Genomic DNA, 18,614 nt, shown 5'->3' with positions numbered 1-18,614 from the left:
CTCTGCTCTTACTGGGTCAATATGGGCAGACGGCCTTTTACGATTGTTCCGCCTGAAATTTTGGCTATGTATTCCAGGTTCGGAAGCATTCCCAATAACTGGGCTGGGAACAGATCAGCTTCCTCCTCCATCAAACGCTCCCCTTGGTTGCCTCCGTGCATAATGGGCTCCTTGCCATCCGAGTTCTGGCCTTGAGTCCGCATGACGTACTTGAGCCGGGTCTTCGGCAGGTTATCCGCGATATACTCCTGGGTTTCACCATCGACGATACGCAGAGCAAACGTGTTGTTGATGTTCCCCAACACCTGGAGCGCTTTGTCTTTGCTACCCAGTCGAGCTGCGAAGTCAGCAAAAGTCTGAGTTGCAACGAAAAGACGAAGTTTCGCACCGCGACCTTTGTTCAGGAGCTGGATGAACGGGTCGTTGATCACCTCGGCAGCCTCATCAACAAAGATATTTACGGGTCTGTTGTTGACGCCGTAGTTGTATCTGTCACCGGCAACCGCTGTCAGGTCTGACAGGAAGATGGACCCCATAGCACTACCAACCATGTTGTCGGTCAGGGAGTCGAGCCCCAGATAAGCAACTTGAGCGTTGTTGATGATTTTTGCGGAATCGGTGATCTGGCGTTCGTCGCTCAGATCAGATGAGTCTGGAGACAGCAGAGGGCCTAGCTCCCCGGACGTCAGCATATTCATGATCGGCAGGAGGTTCGCCACCATCTTGGAGAAGTGGGTTTGGTCGTGCTGGAACATCGACAGCAAGCCTTCCAGGTCAGAGTTCGGGTGCTCAGGTTGGATGATGTCGTAGTAGAACTTCATCAACGCGAAAGCGATCTTCTCACGCGAACCGTTTTTGGCTTTTTCCAAGTAAGCCGCTGCTTCTGCCTCCCAGTCGGGCATAACTCGCTCTGAGTAAGCCTGAACGGCCTTGATGACCAAGCCAGCAGCGCCACCTTCAAGGAATCGGCGGAGCTTTGTCAGGTTGGGACGATCATGAGTGATGACCAAGCCCTGAGCGATGTTGTTCAGTGCCTGCCATCCAAATGATTTGAACGGGTCGGCCCCTGCTTCGGACGGGATCAACGCTGCCAAACGACTTGCGATTTCAGTCACGCGGGTGAAGTTACGCAGAGGGTCGATACGCACCGACTCTTCCGGGAATGCTGGATGAAATGAGACGAATCTTTCCGGCTGCCCCATAGCTTCACAGGCACGTCGGGCATTGTCCCGCATCTCCTTATCCCCTTTCGGGTCTATGATGATCACGGCTTCCCCACGCAGAATGGCCTGTGAAATCAGGATGTCGAACATACGGGTCTTGCCCGAGCCGGTGGTCCCAACGATCAGCGAATGCCCCTCAGTGTGCTTGAGTGGCTGCATCAGCTTCTCTTCTTTGGGCTCTACCCCGTGAATCCAGGGCTGGCCGATTGGCAGCTCCTTTTTCTTACCCTGTATCTTCCGGACAACCTTTTTGACCGTGGACTCTCTCCCTACGATGGAAGTCCAGTCGCGTTTCAGGATCTCAAACACGCGCTGGGCATGGCGGTTTTCCCACAGGAACCCACTACCAAGCCACATATCGTCCGGCGTGTCCTTGATGTACTTTTGGAGCTCCGCAATGGAAATAAACTCCAGATCACGCCCCTTCAAATGCTTTTGGAGCAGGTGAAGTTTGATAGCCTTGGGCAAACGAGCCATCGCCATCACGCCACAGATCCCCGTCATCCAATAGAATGGCTCCGGCGGCATCGTGCTGACTTGCTCTACGGCCAAAGCCGCGCCGGAGGCGGCAAGCCAGCCTGCTACAGCATTTTTTTCATAGTTGGGCCGCCACGGCATCTCGTAGGCGAGCGGGTCATAACTCATTGTCATGTTTCATTTACCTCTAAATACAATTTTCCCTGACGTTTCTTGAGCAAAGGGCGTCTCTGTGCCCGGCTCAGCATCCCGCAGAGGATGTGTTTGCTGATGCCGATGTTTTCACCGGCAATCATGTCGAAGGCTTTGTCACTGGTTACTAAGCAGCCATCCTCTTCCAGGACAGGTGTCACGAGCCATCGGCCCGAGCGTTTTTGGATCATGTCCTTGAGCATCTGGAGTGCTTTCTGAGGCGTAACACCAGACGGCAAGAAATCTTCCGCGTTGATGTCTTTCGGGTTTGTTTTCGCCTTAGGCGGCTCAAACTCCCTAACCTCTGGATCTTCCCTTTCTCGCACCTCGACGTGTCCCAATTCCTTCTCACGCTCAACTTTGGGCTCAGGAGCCACCGGTTGAGCCTCCCGCTTAGGAAGGCGAGCCACGTTCTGTTTTTCTTGGACCGGCTTGCGCTGTTGCTCTTCAACCGGAGAAGTAACATCGACCTTCTTCTCCTTCGGCTGTGGCTGGGAGTCCTTACCTTTCGCCTTTTGTTCAGGCGAGGCTTTACCGGCATTAACCTCAGGCTTCTGCTGCTGCGCCTTTTTTCGGCTTTGTTGTTTCGGTGCAGACTTATTTTTGCTTGCATCCAAGCCAGGGGGAGAGACGAGCTCAAAGGCATCCTGGTATCCACCCATTGACGCCTCGGCATCCTTAATGGCCGCCACGACTGCATCTGAAAGCTGCTCCGCCAGTACAATTGCCTTCACTCCGCTGAAATCACGAACTTTGCGACCTGGCATAATCGGGTCCGGAACAATCGCGTTGGCGTGGGACAGCTTCGAGAGAACCTCTGACGGCGCACCCAGCGACCGAGCGCCATCCGGGTACAAAATGACGGCTTGCCCCTTCATCAGGCATAGGACTTCGCCCAGCGTCGTTTTACCTTCCAAAACAGGCATGATCGCTTGTTCAAGCAACGCCGATGCTTCCCCGTATCCAGACAACATCTCAACGAGCAAGGTCTTTGCGTCCTTCTCATGCTGATTAACGTTGTCCGTATGCGGCATTTCTGGCGTGTGCGTTGGTTGTTCTGGTGCGTCAGTCAGCATAGGGAGCGGCTCAATCGCCCATGATGGCGGTTCATCAGAACCACCGAACATTGGAAAGTCATCGCCCTGCAGGGAGTTTTGTTCTTGTGGAACGAAGTCCTGTTTTGGCTGCTCCTCTTGCTTTCCGGGCATTGCCACATCTGGGATTTCTGAGTTTGTTGCGTCAGTGCTGGTTGTCTCTGCCGATGCGTTGAATGCGTCAAACGGGAAGTCGATGTCCCCCAGTCCACCCCCAACATCCTTGAGTGCTTGTAACGGATTGTCGTTTGCCAAAGGTGGTGCGTTTTTGGCAATGTCCTGAGGGGACAGATCCTCTTTTGCCTCTGGTTTATGGGGTTGTTTCTCCGTATCACTCTTCGGTTTTGCTTTGCCCGGTTTGCTCTGCGGCTTACCCTTCTTGCCAGCGTCAGGCTTAGATGATTCCGTTGGTCCCGCATCTTTTTGCTCTGGCTTCTCCTCGACAGCATCGGAGGTGCTTTTCAGCATCTCCATCGCATCACCAAAGCCAAGGCCAGCTAGAGCTTTCTCTGCTTCCTGCTCTGCGGCCAACATGTCATCGTTCAGAGCTGCTTCACCTTCCTCTTGGTCGTCACCGTCATCGGCTTCCTCAGGATCAACGAACTCAATCTCAGCGTCCTCAACATCACCAACAACTTCCGCAGCAACAGCCGCAGGAGGCTCAGTCGTAAACACCAGGTCGTTTGATTCGAGTCGGAGCATCAAGATCTTCACCGAACCCGCCGCCTCCTGGAGCATCTCAGGCAAAACTTCCCAGTAGCGGTAGTACGCACGTTCACCCTTCTCCTGCACCGTGTTTGGTACAGCAAAACCACGTTCGATGAGAATGTCGGCCAGTGTGTCAGGGTCTCGTGGGATACCGGGGATCTTGTCGTGGCTGATCAAGTCATAAAGGTCCCCAAGCTGTTTCCAGGCAATGAATACACCTTGGTTGAGGTGCCAGACTTTCGCGCCTGGCTCATTGACCTTCCATTTTCCGGTTTTAACCAGGCGGCGGATGGCATCGAACACGTAACGCTCGACGGGCACACCATAGGAGAACTCGTCCACATCGAGACGACTCTGGCGAAGGTCCCGTGAGACGCTCTCTTGGTCAGCGCGAAGCATCAGCTTGGTCACAGGCTGATTGACGCTGGTTCCTGAGATAGCTTCCAGCATCGCTTCCATGATGGACGGGCCAGACTTGGACAGAAACTCCCGAGTCTCAGCCGGAATAATTCGATCCACCGCCAGCAGCGAGAATTGCTCATGTCTTTTGTGTCGCTTGTCGCGCCACCGGATAAAGTAACGGTCGATTTCGTGACGGTGTGCCCAGTCATGAAGTGACTCCGAATACGGGTTCCATGTGATTGACCCGTCTTTGTCCGTAATGGACACATCCGAGAGCGGTTTACCCACATCATGCAGCAGCCCAGAGAAACAGCTCGCCAGTCTCCAACGCGGCTCATTGTCACGGCGTTCCCGAGGCGTCCCCTCGATGGAAAAGATAACTGACTCAGATGCCTGAGCTGCCCAGAAGGCCACTTCAAGCCCATGTCGGAACAGACCACCAGCGCCACGGTGGTGGTGTGATTCGGAAGCTGGCAACAGGTGAACAAACGCGGCATACCGCTGGATCACCGGCAAAACAAGCCGGTTGAAGTCGTCCACAGTGAAACCGAGAGAGTTCCGCACTTTCTCAATCAGTTCAGCTTGGGTTGCCAGTATCTTGTCTAGTGGGGCCACTGGCAGGCCCTTGGCAAAAGGTGGGTATCGAGGGATTTCTTCATCTTCCACGTCTTTAAGCGGCAACACTCTGGCGCTCGGCGCGGTCTCGATCACTCCACTTCGCCCACCAAATAACTTGTTAAGGGCTTTCAGCATGTAGGTTGACCATATTCCTATCGTATTTCTCGTCGCTACATGCTCTCAAAACACCTTTAGATCGCACACACGCCTATCTGTCCAATTTGGGCAGTTTGAGAAACCAGCTTTCCATCCCCCCCCTTTTAGAATGGGCTCATCGACAATTTTTGATGAGGAACGACACGATGAGACAACTGATAGCAATTCTGGGAGTGGCAATTCTGGCCGGGTGTGCCTCTAACGCCCCCGAGCAAAAGCCTCAGCCCCAGACTGCCCCTGCCGAAAATGACAAACCTGCCCGAGTTAGCCGGGAACTGTCGATGGCATGGGACAACATGGGGCGCGGTGGTGCTGCATTACGTCAACCTGGTTATATCCATGTGCTGGGCGACGGTAATGTCAGCGCAACGATGAACAAGGTCAAAGATGACTCCGCTGGTTCAGATAAAACTCCAGCAGGGATCAAGCAGCACGGGGATGTGAACGAAGCCATCAATACCTTCAAGTCCATGAATAAAGGCAAAGGCTACTCGCTGTACGAGTTGTCACGCTGGGAACGCTATTGCGATGGCGGCAAAGGTATGGACGAGCACGATTGGCGCTTTGTGGAAGCCGAGGGGACTACAAACATCCCCAAGGATGTTGTAACCGGCTGCATACCACCTACCCACACCTATCAAGATTATCTGAATGCCTGGACGCACTTTTGCACCAGCCAGGCTGTAACTGACGCAGATCGCCGCATTGTGCGCGAGTCCGTGCGTCCCTATTCAGTGGTGAACCCATGCAAAGCTCTGAAATAAGAAACCAGACAGAGCCAAGCCGTAAGGCTGAGCTCTTCGACGCTTTATCAATCATGCTCCAGGAGGCCGGTTCGAGGGGTAATTCCCGCGAAGCGGCCTATGTCATTTCTGGAGTCCTCGAAAACCTCTCCAGAGACTACCCCGAAGTCAAAGGTCTGGCCCAAAGCTGGGCTGAGCTGGCGAATCTGGAATCAAAGATGAGAGGAGCTGCTTAATGGACCTTTATATCTGCGAGAAGCCTTCTCAGGCCAAAGATTTGGCTGGCGTAATGAAGGCCTCCCAACGAGGTGATGGATTTCTCCATGATGGAGGAAACCGCGTTATTACGTGGGCGTTCGGCCACCTGCTGGAATTGTATATGCCAGACGATTATGACGAACGCTACAAGTCATGGTCACTGGAGACCCTCCCTATTGCACCAGAGTCATGGCGGTACAACGTTCGCAAGAGTGCGTTCAAACAGTACAAAATTGTTGAGGGACTGGTCAAAAAGGCGAGCACCATCTACATCTCAACGGACTACGACCGAGAAGGTGAGGCTATCGCCCGTTCGCTTCTGGATCGATTCCGCTACTCTGGCCCTATTCGCCGGGTTTGTTTGACGGCTCTCGATGAGTCAAGCATCAAGAAAGCGCTGAACAACGTAAAGGATGGCAAGGATACGGTCTCACTCTACTACGCCGCATTGGCACGGCAACGCGCTGACTGGTTGGTAGGCATGAACGTGAGCCGCCTCTACACAGTGCTGGCCCGAGATGTCGGCTTCAACCACACTCTTCACGTTGGCAGGGTTATCACCCCAACCGTCGCTCTTGTTTGTCAACGGGACCGAGAGATCGCCGGTTTCACCCCCTCACCATACTGGACTCTGGGTGTGAACGTGTCCGTACAGAATGGACAGTTTGCCGCCCAATGGATACCACCAGAAGAGTGCAGTGACGAGCAAGGCCGGTGCGTCAATAAGGCCTATGCCGAGCAGGTAGCCTCCCAGGTCAATGGTGCCAATGCTGTTATCAGCAAAGCAGAAACCAAACCAGGTAAAGAGTCAGCCCCCCTCCCCTTCGATCTAACGTCGCTGCAACAATACGCAAGCAAACGATGGGGATACACCGCTCAGCAGGTACTGGATGCAGCTCAAGCTCTGTACGAGACGCACAAAGCGACCACCTACCCTCGTACTGATAGTCGTTATCTACCCGAGAGCCAAAAGGAAGACATTCCGGACATTCTCCAGGCGCTCATTTTGTCCGATCAGAACGTCTCTGGGCTGGTGGCTGGCGCAGATCCTCATCGCAAGGCCAGGGTATTCAATGACGCCAAAGTGACCGCGCACCACGCGATCATTCCAACACCGGCCAGAACAGACATCAGTGCCATGTCTGAGATCGAGTTCAATCTTTACGACGCCATCCGTCGTTTCTACATCGCGCAGTTCTACAGCGAGTTCGAGTTCACCAAAACCTCCATCGAGGTGCAGTGTGGGCGTCACCTCTTTGCGGCCTCTGGTAAGACACCTGCCAAACAAGGCTGGAAGGTTTTGTTTGCTTCTGATAGTGAAAGCAGTCCCAAGGACGAGGGGGAAGACACCGACGCGCCGGTTGAACAAGAGAAGCTCCCCAGGGTTAGCCAGGGCGAACCCGCTTTGCTTAATGGTGCCGAGCTGGCAAACAAAATGACGCGGCCAGCACCGCACTTCACCGAAGCCACATTGCTTGCCGCGATGGAGAACATTGCCCGGTTCGTGACTGAGGAGAAGTTCAAGCAAATTCTCAAAGACACAGCCGGTTTAGGCACTCCAGCAACACGCGCAAGCATCATCCAGGGCGCTGTTGATAAAGGCTACTTCAAACGTCAGAAAAAGGTACTGCTTGCAACTGATAAGGCTCATGCGCTTATCGCAGTGCTTCCACCAGCCATCAAATCACCCGGCATGACTGCGGCTTGGGAGCAGGAGCTTGAGAAAGTCGCCTCCGGCTCCGGGAATATGTCTGTCTTCATGAAGCAGATTTCCACCTGGATCTGCCAAATGGTTGAGCAGCTCAAAGTGCCCGCACCGGTTCTGACCAAAGAAGGTGGCGCGATGGCTAAAGCCTTCGAGGGCGCTAAGCCGCCTTCACACGAATGCTTCAACTGCGGTGGAGAGATGCACCGGATCAAAGGGAAGAACGGATTTTTCTGGGGCTGCCAGAACGAGGCTTGCAAGAAGACGTTCCCAGACAACCGAGGGAAACCCGAGAAGCGTATCGCGGCTGAGGATTGTCCAGACTGCCCAGATTGCGGTAGCCCGATGCGTCTCAGGAAAGGAAAAGCGCCCGGCAAGAAGCGAGCTTCTAAGTTCTGGGGCTGCACCGCCTATCCCGATTGCAAAGGCACTATGCCCTTCAAAAAGTCGGACTTTATGGATTGATAGAGGAATTAAGTATGTTTGGAACAATCATTTTAACTGCGATGCTCACCACCAGCTCAGCCACTGCCGAAGATGCAGGGAAGAACATCGCCTCAGGCTTGGCGGCGGCATCCGCCAGCCAAATGGGGCAGGCCGTAATGCCAACTTTAGCTACCAGCTCGGCCATTGCAAAAAGCGCAGGTAAAGGCATGGTGTCAGGTTTGGCTGCGGCGACTGCCAGCTACATTCCCCAAGACGAGCTGAGCTTTACTCGAAGCTATAAGAACTCTGAGGCTGTGGATATGGCAAAGGGCCTGGGGACATTGAAAGAAGCGCCTGAGTTTCTCTACGTTGTTACAGACGTAAATGCCAACATGGCGGTCAAATGCAAGCGCGTCTGGGAGCCTCAATCTCTGGCTTTAAGTCCAGTGATTGTTGAGCTGGTGGAACTACGTAAGACGAACAACAAAGACAGCTACGAACAAGCACTATCCCACCTCGATTGTTCAATGTTCACAGACTAAAACAATTAAGGGGCCGATGGCCCCTAATTTTTAATAACCCAATTTCTTTTGATACCTGATTTTCCTACCAAGCACAGTTGTCATACACCATTCAATTCACATGGATAGCGAATACTTCAACCGGACAATCTCCAAAGTGCGGGTGCGTTATAACACTCCTTGAGAAGCCACGCCAAGGGCGAATCTCTATCCTGGACATATCTCCAGCCTTTGGGTAGCCACACTTAACATGGACTTCATCATACTCGCGCCCCTCTAGTCTTTTTATCCAGTAGTCTGTAACGAGGCGATATTCATCTGGTTTTTCTCCAGATTTGATCTGATCGAAGTAAATCTTTTTTACGGGCAGATGAAGTATTCTCTTTTTCATAATCACCACCTGATAGCCCATCAGACTATCTAACTATTCGACAAAACATCCCTTTTTCAATTTCTGTCTCTCTCGCCTCATGGGCCAATACAATATCCGCGATAACACGAATATTCCCTTCATAGTTGCGAATGGCCGCATCCCTCATCGTGTCTAAAGTGTCCTGACACTTCGCTCGCCTGAATTTAACGAGCCAACTTTGCCGATCTATCTTGTCCACACCAAATCCCATTTAGCGAACCATGTATCCAGCTTTTTTGGCCGCAGCATCAAGCTCGGAGGAGAAGTTAACGTCGGACTTTTCTGCCGCGTTATAGAGGGCTCCACACTTGGGCCATGAGCGTCCTACCAGTTTCATCGCCAACGCATCCGCCAGCATTTCTCGGATCTGTGTTTCAGCCTCACCAAAATCGGCCAGAGTTTCGTCTATGCCCGACTCTTCCATCAGCTCGATGAGCTGTGGTTGTTTGAGCCAGACGCCTGTTTGCATTTCCAACTGATCTCTTGCATCGGCCACCAATTGGCGTTCAAGGGTTACGCCATTCACGGTCTTAACAAATTGCTTTGGCTGACGCTTTACCTTTTTTGGCCTGGACACATCAGAGATAACCGTCACCGGCTTCCCACGCAGTTCACGCGGCAACGGTCCACTTAGCCCCAGAACTAAGCGACGAGCGTACTCATGCTCGTATGGTTTCAACCCTCGACCTTCACGGTACATTTCAGTATCCACCAGCAGATCACCGCGCAGCCTCGCATTTTTCCGCACTTGTTCGGACAAGACCGATTTACCCTTCCCGCTGGCTCCCATTACGAGCGAGTGAGATTCTACTTTGTTATCAAAAAACATAATTCCGCCCCCAAGGAGGTGTTGCTATAAAACATGGTTTGAACATCCGTATTTTCACGGCAATAACCGCCGGATAATGCAAGACTCCCAAACCTAAATAGGTCTCCAGGTGATGACATCGAAGTCATAGCTGACTTCCGAGTTGTCGTCCGCCGTTCGCCACGAACAATCATCTTCCTGAACATGGATCAAGTCGTACTCAACAATTTTGCCCGACCAACATCCTTTAAGCTGGCAATGAACAGGCACACCGACGACCGGCATCTTGTCGTTGACGCTGATCCACGGTTCTTGCTTTTGATCCAGATCCACCGGTTAGTCCTCTATGAACGATTTAATGGATCGCCCATCAAAAAACAGTTTCCCAGTTCCTGATACCGAATGTACTTCTGGAGCTGCCTTCCCTTTCAGGAGTTTCTGATAGCGCACCGCGTCTTTGAGCTCAGAGATCCTGACGCCAATGAGTGTGGCCGTCTCCTCAACTGTTAAAATACGGTCCCAAAAGCTGGTGGCGCTGTTATTGCGCCCACCGATACTCTGGGCAACGCACTCTGTTCTGGCCGCTTTTCCCTTTGCCATTGGCAATGTCCTCTTCATTCTTCTCAGCCCCCAGCTTACTCAGTATTTCAGCTTTTGTAGCGCGATGGCCGCGCATTAAAAGAGCATTCAGCAGGTATCCAGTGAACACCTCTGTACTCGGCATACGGTCAAGCAACTCAACATACTGCTCATCCGTCAAATCATGGATCTCACAATATTTTTCCACCGCCTTTTCGTAGGCTTCTGCGTAGCCATGAGTGGAAATCCTGAAAGCAATATCCCCATTGCCGTAGCCTGGCTTTGTGACGAGAAAACAAGGCGCGAAGTAGGTTCTCTTCACCCCCATCCGGCTCCGGTTCTCAATGCTGATATAAGCCCTCAGCCCCTCAGCAATGATGTTTGGCCCGGAGTTGCGTCGCCGCTTACAAGTCTTATTCTGACGCTTCACCTCTTCTGCCTCAGCTTCCCACTTTCGGTCCAAGCTGTAGGCCAGCCGGTGAGCTGTTGCGTAGGAATACTCTCTCAAGGAGAAGTATTCCTGCCGGTAATCATCCGCCACCCCAACTGTTCGTGCGACACGGAACCCGACGAAACCGGCGTCATGGGTTCCCTCGCCGTAGTAAATGACTGCCATTATCTACCTTCCTTACTTCTGATACCGTGCTGCACCACGGTATGGCGACCGCAATTCACATTCAGGTGATCCCGAACTGCGGCCATGACCGCTGAATGCAATCTGTAATCCACACTCTGCCCAAGCGTTTCTGTCGCTTGTTCTTTTGCCATCCACGAAACATCAAAGCTATCAGGTATCGACATCAACTCCTGAACCAGATCGACCGATGGCTTGTAAATGCGGCCACCGTCTTGGATGTACACTGCATCCTTTACCCCACGATCCTGAGACTTGAGGATGGTCGGGCAACTGGTGCTTTCTCTCGTCAAGAACGCAGGCATCCTGCGAGAAGTTGACTCTCTGGCCTGAATTGACTTCAACACTGTGACGTCAGCACAATCCCCGAGGTGCTTCTCGATCACCGGCCACAATCGTCCACCAGCTCTCTGCTCAGGTTTCGGTGGAACGAACCCAGGGAAGACCGACGCCACCATGTAATAGCGTTCTCGCCCCTGGTAAGCGCCGAAATCCAGACCGTTCAAGACCATCTCAGTGAGGAAGTACCCCATCCGCCGCAGTGTCGTTCCCATCATCGCCCCGGCTCCGGATGCTTTGAAGTTCGGGACGTTTTCCACCAGCACGACGGCAGGGTTCACGACCTCGATCTGTTTTAGTGCCGGGTAAACCATGTCGAGCATGGTGGAGAGATCCTCAAGAGAACGCTCTTTGTCCCTTGGACTTTTGGCGTTTGAGTGGTCATCACACCCCAACGAGTAATGGGCCAAACCAATTGGTGGGCACTCCGCCAGCAAGGCTCCAAGGCGATCCAGCTCCAGGTGATGAATGTCTTCATTCAGCAGGATACGCGGGGAGCTGTTCACCAGCGTATTGAGCGCATGTACTTCACTCAGGTTCCGCCCGGATGCTCTGTCTCTGGCTTCAACTGGACGATGCTCCAAAACAATCTCAGCCTTCCAGCCAAGCGCTTCCATAACATGAATGTCTACCCCGCCAGTCAATGCCACAAAGGCACGGAAAGGGCTGGTTTTTCTGAACCGATCCGCAATGGCAAAGGCTCTGTTTGCGACAGGAGTGAAGACTACTCGGCCTTTTCGCATTTCGACGTGGAAACGCTCTGTATAGCGAGGGAAGCACTTATCTATGAGCCCTTGTCCAGAAAACTCAATAACGGTTTCCAGCGGGTTGTTGGAGCGACTCTTTGGTTGATACCGGCGCTGATAAACCTGGTGTGTCTGTAGTTCATCGGTCGCTGGGATCACCGAAAAACCGCCCATCCCCTCCCCTGGCTCAACGGCGATGCCCATACCTGGCTTGAACCCCATAACATCCAAAAAGTTGGACGAAACCCTAACCTTGCGTTTATCGCCTACTCGATTGAACGCAAGTTGTTTGGTTACTACGGAGGGGGAGACGATCGGTAACATTGGTCAACCTCTTTTCTTCTTGTTTTGCTCGCGCTTCACCATTGCTCCAGCAGCTTTCAGAAGTCTCTGGTTCTCCGCCAGCTCCTCTTGGAGTTCCTGAGTATCCTCTTCTGTCTGAGGCTTTTTCAGCTCGGCCTCGCAATATTGGACCTCTTCCTGCAAGCTGACTTTCGCAAACTTGAGAGCGGCCAGTCGCGTCGTATAAACGCCAAAAGGCAATTCGCCACCTTCCCGGAACTGCTTCAAACACCAGCTCGGTATAGATGGCAACCAACCAAAGTCCCCATTCTTCCGTGACCTTTTCCCCCACGTAATCCCATCTAACTTTTGGGCAAGATTGACATAGCGTTGATCGCTGGTTGAGTTGCGTCGTTTCTGAATAGAGCGAACTATCCACTCTGTAACCTCGACCTTTGCTTTATCATCATCAGAGATGTAATAAAGGGCTGCGTACAACACAGCGCCTTTACGAATGACTGATGGTGGGTATGCCTGGGCTTTCATCTATCCCCCTATCGCTTTTTCTGTCCGACAAGACGGAGATGATCGGCGGCCAAGTCATACTGCTCGTTTTTGTCGCGGCGGCGGAATCTGTCAAAAAACTTCCCTCGTGGCAGGGTTTCTTCCATAGCGATCAGGCGGTTCAGCCACACTTCTTGAGGTAGCATCCCTGCTGGAGTCGGCCCGAGCTTACGTCCTTCCTTGACGTGCTCCATTGTTTGCGTGGCAGTAAAAATCGCACCACCAAACTTTCTCCACTTGAATTGCAGGGGCATATCTGGAGACTCATCCAGCATCAATTTCTTATTGGTTTGTTCTGTCACGACAATTACTCCACCATCCATTCTTCACTAAGCAGGAACGCCCAGCGCTCTTCTGCTTTTTCTGGGTTGTCTTTGGCCTGTTTGATCATGATCTCGGCGGCGTTAAAGCCTACCTCTCCACTGAACCGGCCCCATGAATGGCTATGCCACTCGCGCATCACACTTCGGCCAAGCGATGCAAGTTCTGGACTTACACCCTCATGGAGGGCATAGAGCTCCCAAGCATCCCACCCGTATCGTAATAGGTTGTGCCCTGGGGCGTTAAAGGCCTGAGCAGCCTTGAACCGCTCTCCAGGCTCCTTCCCTCTAACATCCACACCCTGGAGCACCAACCCCATTACCACTTCAATGACCGGCTCGCGTTGCTTCTTTGCCAGCTCGATGGCAGCCACCAGCATTGCTTTGGCGTCAGCAAATTTCCCATGCCCTTGGCACATACCGCAGGTTTCTTTGGAAGGGGAAAAGTCATAAACACCGGAACCAGCACAGAGGCGGCATGTCATGTCAATCATGGGCTCTTCTCTCCTCATACTCTTCGATGCGCTCTTTCAGACGCTGAACCACTGGTGCGAGCTCAGGGATAGCTTCCGCTTCCTCAAGCGTGTATCGCTTGTCTTCCTGGTAATCGACTATTTGAGGAGGCCTTGGCTGTTTAGGGAACTCAGCAAAGTCATTCAGCGACATCGAGGTAGGAAGTCCTCCTTCAATCTCACCTTTTTCGTTGAGTGACTGGGTGACGATAAGCTGTGTTCCGCCCACCTCGGTATCAAAGCGGTCATCAAAGCGCTCACCGATAGTCCAGCCGCCACGGCCAAGAACACAGGTCGTACTCATACGTAGGCGATTGAATGCTTTAGCGTCATCCCAGTTCAAAGGATTTTCATCCATGAGGAAAAAAGGCGCTTCGTCCCGAACGAACACCTTGGACTTGGCGTTATCGAAGATCGGCCCAAACACCCCCTGCTGGAGGTATGGTTCGACCTTCTCTGCAAGATCCTGGTGCCCTTGAGAACGCAGCGCCTCATAGAGCTGGGTGATTGTTTGTTTGCCGGTGCCCGGAAGGCAGGACAATACTGTCTGCTTTTCCTCGTCACTCAGGCTTACCATTCTGGACAAAAAGCTGACTACCAGCTCGTTGTGCCCATCGACCGTTTCAATGTTGAGCTTGTTCTCGTCCATCTTCTTCCTCAGTAATCGGTTCGATAAATTCAATGGAGTCCATGCTTACATGACTGATAATGGCTTTCAGGCCGCAGCAGTCGCATGGTTCAAAGGTCAGTTCTGATCCCTTGGGAGACTGATGCGTGACCGTTGCCACAGCCCCTAGAGGGATCACCCCCCAGCCGTTTTTTAGTACCCGAGTAGTTCTGACCAGCCGACCTTTGTACTCTCGTTTCAGTTTCGGATGCGGCACTACCGCATATCGCTTACTCATTTCGGTCCCCTTGTACCAAAGGCTCGACAACCAGCTCTTGAGCTTCGTCCCAGTCGGACACCTTTGCATCACCAAACGCAAAGGCAATTCGCATAGCCACTGTCGGCCTGCCTATTTTCATCAAGTAAGCCGCAGCACCGGCACACATCGACTCTTGTCCCGAAGGTGCATAGTTACCCTCTTCATCCCATTCACCACCTGACTTTGAATGCACGGTCTTGTGGCAATGAAACGTCGTCATGTCGTTTTCAACGATGTCGTTGATGATGCCTTCTAATCGCCCAGGGACCAGCTCGATAGCGCCCTCCTTCCGGAATGGACAGTTGGCGCAAGGTTTCTTCAAACGGAGATGATTTGCTTGCTTTGGCATACATATCACTTTTACAGTATCATTTTATGATTCTATGATATAGCCATATTCCGTGTAGTCAATATCTCACTAACAATTACTTTCTATCGGACGCTTACGCGCCCATTTTGGGCAGATAGACAAGTTATTTGGGCGTTTGGAGTGTGCGAGGTGGACAGCGGGGAGACTTTCACATGTGAAAGTTTTGTTTCTTGGTATCGTTTTATTGTCCCTTGATATTATTTTATGATGCTGTAATAATCATAAATAAGGGCCGCATCGCTCTTCGACCTTCGTTGCAGCCCTTACAACACAATCAAGCAATTAAGGAGCTTTGTTATGCTGCAAGGCAATACTAACACGAATAAGCGCATCCCGCTCGCGGCGTTCATGAAATGGCCGCTGGCGAAACGTCAGGACTTCATCGACCGGGAAATGTCCGGTTGCCCCGACTTTATCAAGACGTCTTTGCTTCGGCATTAAGGCGATCAGGCAGGAAAGCAAAGAACCTCGCTTCGGCGGGGTTCTTCGTTTCTACCTCTTGAATGTTTCGTCAGAACAAACTGGAGCGCTTATGTCACCAGAAACACAGCAACTTACATCCAAGGCTTTATCTCTCATCGAGCAGTCCCGATACAGAATGGGCACATCTCGGTTTGTTGAGGCCTTTATTGACCAGTGGGCATACTTGCAGACTGGCCTATACCCAGCCAAGGAGGAGATCCCGGAAGAACTTCAGCCGGTCGCCTTCGAGCTCTCTCACGTCCTGTCTGCCGCCATTAAGCGCGACCCCACCAGCGATGTTTTGGGTTACGTCCTAAGCATGTCTGGCTTCCACAAGAAGGGCACCAATTACTTCCCCACTCCTCCAGAGATTGGCCGCTTGATGTCACTCATTGTTGGCTCACAGTCTTCGGCAGACTTTTATGAGCCCTGCTGTGGTTCTGGCATCAACGCCATTCACTGGATGGAAAACCTGATCGAGAACCACGGTCCCGAAGCATTGAGAGAAGCCTCAATCTACCTGGAAGACATCGATCCGTTGATGGTGAAGTGCTGCATGATCCAGCTATTCCATTATTTCGAGTCCCGCAATACCACTCCCAAAACGCTGAGTATCGTCGGCATAGACACCCTTAGCAGACGAACCAAGAACATCGCCTACTACGCCGAAAAACCTCCAGCAACCGCCGCTACCGTGGCAGCATAAAAAAACCCGCCGATTGGCGGGTTTTGCATTCAATGCGCTGCTCTATGGCACCTTACAGTTTTCCGTACCGGTTCAAGAACGAAGACCTGTCTAAGATCCCCCAGTCTGTCAGCATGTAGTAGCCGGTGGCACCTCGTTCGCCGGTAGACTCCCTGACGAACAAGATATTCATTCCGAACTCATCACGCAGGGCAGACAACTGTCTCTTGATCGTTGATTCAGGAATATTTGTTGCCTTGTGAAGGTCTTGGAGACTTGGCTTCTCCGTTTTAGACAGGGCATTCACCAAAGCAAATTTTCTTTTCATGTCCTGTGAGATCTTCATATTCACCTGTTCTTGACAGGCCCAACCTCTCTGGCTGGGCCTCCTTTATTAGCCTTCGACACTCAGGAGTTCAATGTCTGACACAGGCACATGAACATGCTTTTCCTTGCCTTCGCCATCGAGCGTTTTAACCCAGACAGTAGACGGAACCAGAGCAACACGGTCGGTCATGATGACTCCACGTTTGGTCTCGCCATCCAGGTTAACGTTGACAGCAAAAATCAAACTGTCAGCCCGGACGTTCTTCCATTCCTTGTCCTTCGGCAGAGGAGGAAGAGCATCACCGCCTTCTTCATCTTTGTCCTTGCCGCTGTTATCTGGCTGCTTGACAGGATCTTTGTGCTCACCCTCTTCATCACGCAAAGGGTCTTCGTCATCATCGTCCTGACCATTGGAATTTTTACCCCCTTCCAGTTCCTCCTGGGCAAGGTTCAGGTCGTCATTCCCGGTTTGTTCCGACGTACCATCCCCACCCGAGTTGAGGGATTGCTCGTCGGTGTTGCCAGCGCCAAGCTCATCATTCTGGTGGGAGCCAGTCAGTGGGCCTTTTTCCATTTCGTCTTTGATACGTTTGGCATCATTCAGCAGCTCACGGCTTTGTTTACGAGTAATCCCGTCAGACATAGCCACCGCGCAGACGGCGCGACATCTTTCTTCATTCAGATCGAACAAGAGACGAAGGTTATTCAAGGTCTCTGTATCAGAACATACTTCATTATCGTATAACTCACGCACACAGTCAGGTAGCTTGAGCAACGACAGATGCGTAGATACGAAAGTGATATTCTTACCGAGCCGATCAGCAATATCCTTTTGCTTCCAACCTTCTTCAATAAACAGGTTTAACGCCTCGGCAATCTCTACCGGAGTCAAGTCATCCCGCTGGATGTTTTCGATCAGCTCACCAGCAGTCTCGTCCAAGTTGTTCTGGACCTTATCATTCACCACCAAGTCAATGGTCTCGATACCAGCGTGTTTACACGCTCTCCAACGCCGCTCCCCTTTTTGGATGACGAACTTGCCTTCTTCGTTCTTCGGGAACACGATGATCGGAGACTGCTGCCCTTCGGTCAGCAAGGTTGCCGCCAGCTCTTCAATGTTACGGAAGCGCTTACGAACCTGGACCTTGGATACAACGTCGTCAACAGGTACGGTAAGAACCTCTTTGCCTTTCTTGCCTTTGGCGGCTTTAGCAAGTTCGGACAGGCCTTTTAAATTGTTCAATGCCATCGCTTAGCCCACCTTCTCTAATAGTTCTTCCAACACCGCCTCAACTTCTTTGGCCGCGACATGTCCATAGCGAAGCTCCCAGACAGGGATGCCATCAGTCGTCGCCGTATCGAGCGGAGGCCGGTGCATAATTTTGTTCTCAAACAACAGATCCGGAACTGTGTTCTCCAGCGACTTGAGGGCTTTGTCGTGATTGACAGAGCGGTCCATGTCGTTGATCACGATGCCCAGGATCTCCAAATCTTGGTTGTACGCCTCGCGCACACCAATAATCGTGTTCAGGAGACCTTCTACGCCGTCCACAGCGAAGCCAGAGAGCTTTACTGGACATGCCACATGGGTAGACATCACCAACGCTGCCACCAGCTTTCTGCCGAGGCTAGGCGGACAATCAATCAGCACGTAGTCGTAGTTCTCAAACAGCTCAGCCAAATGGCGAGCCGGATTCATGGCCTGGTCAAGAGGCACAGCCTCCATCTCAAACAGATCCGGGTCGTTTTTCGGCGTATGAATGAGGTCTGCACCGCAAGGGCAGTGCATGACCTCAATGCCGTCCAGCTCGTAAGCGAACAGCTCTGCGGTTTTGGTTCCTGTGAGGATGGGCTCGTAGTCACCATCCTCAAGCTCTCGTCTGGGGGCCAGTCGAGAGGACGTGTTCCCCTGACCATCCATATCCAAGACCAGCACTTTCTTTTTCTTCTGTAACGCCAGATAAAAGGCCTGCTGGATACAGAGGGTACTCTTACCCACTCCGCCTTTCTGGTTGGCGAAGCTGATTACTTTTGCCATACCCACCTCTATTTTGGTTTCTCGCAGGTGATCAAGACCACCCCCAAACTTTCACATGTGAAAGATTGTAGCGATCATAAAATGATA

At 52.2% G+C, this 18,614-nt stretch carries 23 protein-coding genes; 6 read left to right on the top strand and 17 right to left on the bottom strand.

The window, feature by feature from the left end:
* Nucleotides 1–8: 8 nt before the first annotated feature.
* Both traD and mobH read right to left on the bottom strand, forming a co-directional pair.
* Nucleotides 9–1,874, bottom strand: a complete 1,866-nt coding sequence (gene traD, locus M1F03_RS18880; protein ID WP_000178856.1) for a conjugative transfer system coupling protein TraD — start codon at nucleotides 1,872–1,874, stop codon at nucleotides 9–11.
* Nucleotides 1,871–4,849, bottom strand: a complete 2,979-nt coding sequence (gene mobH, locus M1F03_RS18875) for a MobH family relaxase (protein ID WP_001337757.1) — start codon at nucleotides 4,847–4,849, stop codon at nucleotides 1,871–1,873. The genes traD and mobH overlap by 4 nt, the downstream gene beginning before the upstream one ends.
* A gap of 167 nt (nucleotides 4,850–5,016) precedes the next feature.
* Between mobH and M1F03_RS18870 the strand changes: the two genes are divergently transcribed.
* Genes M1F03_RS18870 through M1F03_RS18855 form a run of 4 tightly spaced genes read left to right on the top strand, consistent with a single transcriptional unit; the run spans nucleotide 5,017 to nucleotide 8,544 of the window.
* Nucleotides 5,017–5,634, top strand: coding sequence for a hypothetical protein (locus M1F03_RS18870; protein ID WP_001249396.1), 618 nt, complete (start codon nucleotides 5,017–5,019; stop codon nucleotides 5,632–5,634).
* Nucleotides 5,616–5,849 (top strand): hypothetical protein, encoded by a 234-nt coding sequence (locus M1F03_RS18865; protein ID WP_001191892.1) that lies wholly within the window; start codon nucleotides 5,616–5,618, stop codon nucleotides 5,847–5,849. Before M1F03_RS18870 ends, M1F03_RS18865 begins: the two co-directional genes overlap by 19 nt.
* Nucleotides 5,849–8,041 carry a DNA topoisomerase 3 gene (locus M1F03_RS18860; protein ID WP_000366822.1) on the top strand — a complete coding sequence of 731 codons (2,193 nt, stop codon included), beginning with the start codon at nucleotides 5,849–5,851 and terminating at the stop codon, nucleotides 8,039–8,041. The genes M1F03_RS18865 and M1F03_RS18860 overlap by 1 nt, the downstream gene beginning before the upstream one ends.
* Before the next feature lie 14 nt (nucleotides 8,042–8,055).
* A complete protein-coding gene (locus M1F03_RS18855) occupies nucleotides 8,056–8,544 on the top strand; it encodes a hypothetical protein (protein ID WP_000468105.1) in 489 nt (162 codons plus the stop codon).
* Between the two features lie 91 nt (nucleotides 8,545–8,635).
* Here the strand turns inward: M1F03_RS18855 and M1F03_RS18850 are convergent, their stop codons facing one another.
* The 12 genes from M1F03_RS18850 to M1F03_RS18795 form a co-directional block, all read right to left on the bottom strand.
* Entirely contained in the window at nucleotides 8,636–8,914 is a 279-nt protein-coding gene (locus M1F03_RS18850) for a hypothetical protein (protein WP_014386427.1), read from the bottom strand.
* A 25-nt stretch (nucleotides 8,915–8,939) separates the two neighbouring features.
* Nucleotides 8,940–9,134 (bottom strand): hypothetical protein, encoded by a 195-nt coding sequence (locus M1F03_RS18845; RefSeq protein WP_213291358.1) that lies wholly within the window; start codon nucleotides 9,132–9,134, stop codon nucleotides 8,940–8,942.
* Between the two features lie 12 nt (nucleotides 9,135–9,146).
* On the bottom strand, nucleotides 9,147–9,764 hold the full coding sequence (locus M1F03_RS18840) for a hypothetical protein (protein WP_000464631.1): 618 nt from the start codon (nucleotides 9,762–9,764) through the stop codon (nucleotides 9,147–9,149).
* Nucleotides 9,765–9,857: 93 nt separating this feature from the next.
* Nucleotides 9,858–10,076 carry a hypothetical protein gene (locus tag M1F03_RS18835; RefSeq protein ID WP_000362482.1) on the bottom strand — a complete coding sequence of 73 codons (219 nt, stop codon included), beginning with the start codon at nucleotides 10,074–10,076 and terminating at the stop codon, nucleotides 9,858–9,860.
* A gap of 205 nt (nucleotides 10,077–10,281) precedes the next feature.
* Nucleotides 10,282–10,938, bottom strand: a complete 657-nt coding sequence (locus M1F03_RS18830; RefSeq protein WP_000268551.1) for a hypothetical protein — start codon at nucleotides 10,936–10,938, stop codon at nucleotides 10,282–10,284.
* A complete protein-coding gene (locus M1F03_RS18825) occupies nucleotides 10,938–12,365 on the bottom strand; it encodes a DNA cytosine methyltransferase (protein WP_000936896.1) in 1,428 nt (475 codons plus the stop codon). The genes M1F03_RS18830 and M1F03_RS18825 overlap by 1 nt, the downstream gene beginning before the upstream one ends.
* Nucleotides 12,366–12,368: 3 nt before the next feature.
* Nucleotides 12,369–12,869, bottom strand: coding sequence for a hypothetical protein (locus tag M1F03_RS18820; RefSeq protein WP_000647189.1), 501 nt, complete (start codon nucleotides 12,867–12,869; stop codon nucleotides 12,369–12,371).
* Between the two features lie 8 nt (nucleotides 12,870–12,877).
* Entirely contained in the window at nucleotides 12,878–13,189 is a 312-nt protein-coding gene (locus tag M1F03_RS18815) for a hypothetical protein (RefSeq protein WP_002210541.1), read from the bottom strand.
* Between the two features lie 5 nt (nucleotides 13,190–13,194).
* Nucleotides 13,195–13,701: a hypothetical protein gene (locus M1F03_RS18810; protein ID WP_000566600.1), complete on the bottom strand. Its 507-nt coding sequence runs from the start codon at nucleotides 13,699–13,701 to the stop codon at nucleotides 13,195–13,197.
* The gene (locus M1F03_RS18805) at nucleotides 13,694–14,368 is read right to left on the bottom strand and encodes a thymidylate kinase (protein WP_000344151.1); all 675 of its coding nucleotides are present in this window, start codon (nucleotides 14,366–14,368) and stop codon (nucleotides 13,694–13,696) included. The genes M1F03_RS18810 and M1F03_RS18805 overlap by 8 nt, the downstream gene beginning before the upstream one ends.
* A complete protein-coding gene (locus M1F03_RS18800) occupies nucleotides 14,343–14,624 on the bottom strand; it encodes a hypothetical protein (protein WP_000044824.1) in 282 nt (93 codons plus the stop codon). Before M1F03_RS18800 ends, M1F03_RS18805 begins: the two co-directional genes overlap by 26 nt.
* Nucleotides 14,617–14,994, bottom strand: a complete 378-nt coding sequence (locus M1F03_RS18795; protein WP_001125905.1) for a hypothetical protein — start codon at nucleotides 14,992–14,994, stop codon at nucleotides 14,617–14,619. Before M1F03_RS18795 ends, M1F03_RS18800 begins: the two co-directional genes overlap by 8 nt.
* A 318-nt stretch (nucleotides 14,995–15,312) precedes the next feature.
* Here M1F03_RS18795 and M1F03_RS18790 point away from each other — a divergent pair, with 318 nt between their 5' ends.
* Nucleotides 15,313–15,456 (top strand): hypothetical protein, encoded by a 144-nt coding sequence (locus M1F03_RS18790; protein WP_000939033.1) that lies wholly within the window; start codon nucleotides 15,313–15,315, stop codon nucleotides 15,454–15,456.
* A 91-nt stretch (nucleotides 15,457–15,547) separates the two neighbouring features.
* A complete protein-coding gene (locus tag M1F03_RS18785) occupies nucleotides 15,548–16,183 on the top strand; it encodes an N-6 DNA methylase (protein ID WP_000074431.1) in 636 nt (211 codons plus the stop codon).
* Between the two features lie 52 nt (nucleotides 16,184–16,235).
* On the opposite strand, the gene M1F03_RS18780 is transcribed toward M1F03_RS18785, so the two are convergent.
* The 3 genes from M1F03_RS18780 to M1F03_RS18770 are packed head-to-tail and all read right to left on the bottom strand — an operon-like array spanning nucleotide 16,236 to nucleotide 18,527.
* The gene (locus tag M1F03_RS18780) at nucleotides 16,236–16,508 is read right to left on the bottom strand and encodes a helix-turn-helix domain-containing protein (RefSeq protein ID WP_000703827.1); all 273 of its coding nucleotides are present in this window, start codon (nucleotides 16,506–16,508) and stop codon (nucleotides 16,236–16,238) included.
* Between the two features lie 48 nt (nucleotides 16,509–16,556).
* Entirely contained in the window at nucleotides 16,557–17,738 is a 1,182-nt protein-coding gene (locus M1F03_RS18775) for a ParB/RepB/Spo0J family partition protein (RefSeq protein ID WP_001207227.1), read from the bottom strand.
* A gap of 3 nt (nucleotides 17,739–17,741) precedes the next feature.
* On the bottom strand, nucleotides 17,742–18,527 hold the full coding sequence (locus M1F03_RS18770; protein WP_001151304.1) for a ParA family protein: 786 nt from the start codon (nucleotides 18,525–18,527) through the stop codon (nucleotides 17,742–17,744).
* Nucleotides 18,528–18,614 lie beyond the last annotated feature (87 nt).

The organism is Providencia sp. PROV080, assembly GCF_033688105.1.
GTDB lineage: Bacteria > Pseudomonadota > Gammaproteobacteria > Enterobacterales > Enterobacteriaceae > Providencia > Providencia zhejiangensis.
This window is presented reverse-complemented; position numbering and strand designations above follow the sequence as displayed.

Excerpts from the sequence above, each read along its gene's own strand:
- M1F03_RS18830 (WP_000268551.1), bottom strand. The coding sequence starts at position 10,938 with ATGGCAGTCATTTACTACGGCGAGGGAACCCATGACGCCGGTTTCGTC.
- M1F03_RS18860 (WP_000366822.1), top strand. The coding sequence starts at position 5,849 with ATGGACCTTTATATCTGCGAGAAGCCTTCTCAGGCCAAAGATTTGGCT.
- M1F03_RS18800 (WP_000044824.1), bottom strand. The coding sequence starts at position 14,624 with ATGAGTAAGCGATATGCGGTAGTGCCGCATCCGAAACTGAAACGAGAG.
- M1F03_RS18780 (WP_000703827.1), bottom strand. The coding sequence starts at position 16,508 with ATGAAGATCTCACAGGACATGAAAAGAAAATTTGCTTTGGTGAATGCC.
- traD (WP_000178856.1), bottom strand. The coding sequence starts at position 1,874 with ATGACAATGAGTTATGACCCGCTCGCCTACGAGATGCCGTGGCGGCCC.
- M1F03_RS18775 (WP_001207227.1), bottom strand. The coding sequence starts at position 17,738 with ATGGCATTGAACAATTTAAAAGGCCTGTCCGAACTTGCTAAAGCCGCC.
- M1F03_RS18770 (WP_001151304.1), bottom strand. The coding sequence starts at position 18,527 with ATGGCAAAAGTAATCAGCTTCGCCAACCAGAAAGGCGGAGTGGGTAAG.
- M1F03_RS18870 (WP_001249396.1), top strand. The coding sequence starts at position 5,017 with ATGAGACAACTGATAGCAATTCTGGGAGTGGCAATTCTGGCCGGGTGT.
- M1F03_RS18805 (WP_000344151.1), bottom strand. The coding sequence starts at position 14,368 with ATGGACGAGAACAAGCTCAACATTGAAACGGTCGATGGGCACAACGAG.
- M1F03_RS18855 (WP_000468105.1), top strand. The coding sequence starts at position 8,056 with ATGTTTGGAACAATCATTTTAACTGCGATGCTCACCACCAGCTCAGCC.
- M1F03_RS18795 (WP_001125905.1), bottom strand. The coding sequence starts at position 14,994 with ATGCCAAAGCAAGCAAATCATCTCCGTTTGAAGAAACCTTGCGCCAAC.
- M1F03_RS18785 (WP_000074431.1), top strand. The coding sequence starts at position 15,548 with ATGTCACCAGAAACACAGCAACTTACATCCAAGGCTTTATCTCTCATC.
- M1F03_RS18865 (WP_001191892.1), top strand. The coding sequence starts at position 5,616 with ATGCAAAGCTCTGAAATAAGAAACCAGACAGAGCCAAGCCGTAAGGCT.
- M1F03_RS18825 (WP_000936896.1), bottom strand. The coding sequence starts at position 12,365 with ATGTTACCGATCGTCTCCCCCTCCGTAGTAACCAAACAACTTGCGTTC.
- M1F03_RS18810 (WP_000566600.1), bottom strand. The coding sequence starts at position 13,701 with ATGATTGACATGACATGCCGCCTCTGTGCTGGTTCCGGTGTTTATGAC.
- M1F03_RS18840 (WP_000464631.1), bottom strand. The coding sequence starts at position 9,764 with ATGTTTTTTGATAACAAAGTAGAATCTCACTCGCTCGTAATGGGAGCC.
- mobH (WP_001337757.1), bottom strand. The coding sequence starts at position 4,849 with ATGCTGAAAGCCCTTAACAAGTTATTTGGTGGGCGAAGTGGAGTGATC.
- M1F03_RS18820 (WP_000647189.1), bottom strand. The coding sequence starts at position 12,869 with ATGAAAGCCCAGGCATACCCACCATCAGTCATTCGTAAAGGCGCTGTG.
- M1F03_RS18790 (WP_000939033.1), top strand. The coding sequence starts at position 15,313 with ATGCTGCAAGGCAATACTAACACGAATAAGCGCATCCCGCTCGCGGCG.
- M1F03_RS18850 (WP_014386427.1), bottom strand. The coding sequence starts at position 8,914 with ATGAAAAAGAGAATACTTCATCTGCCCGTAAAAAAGATTTACTTCGAT.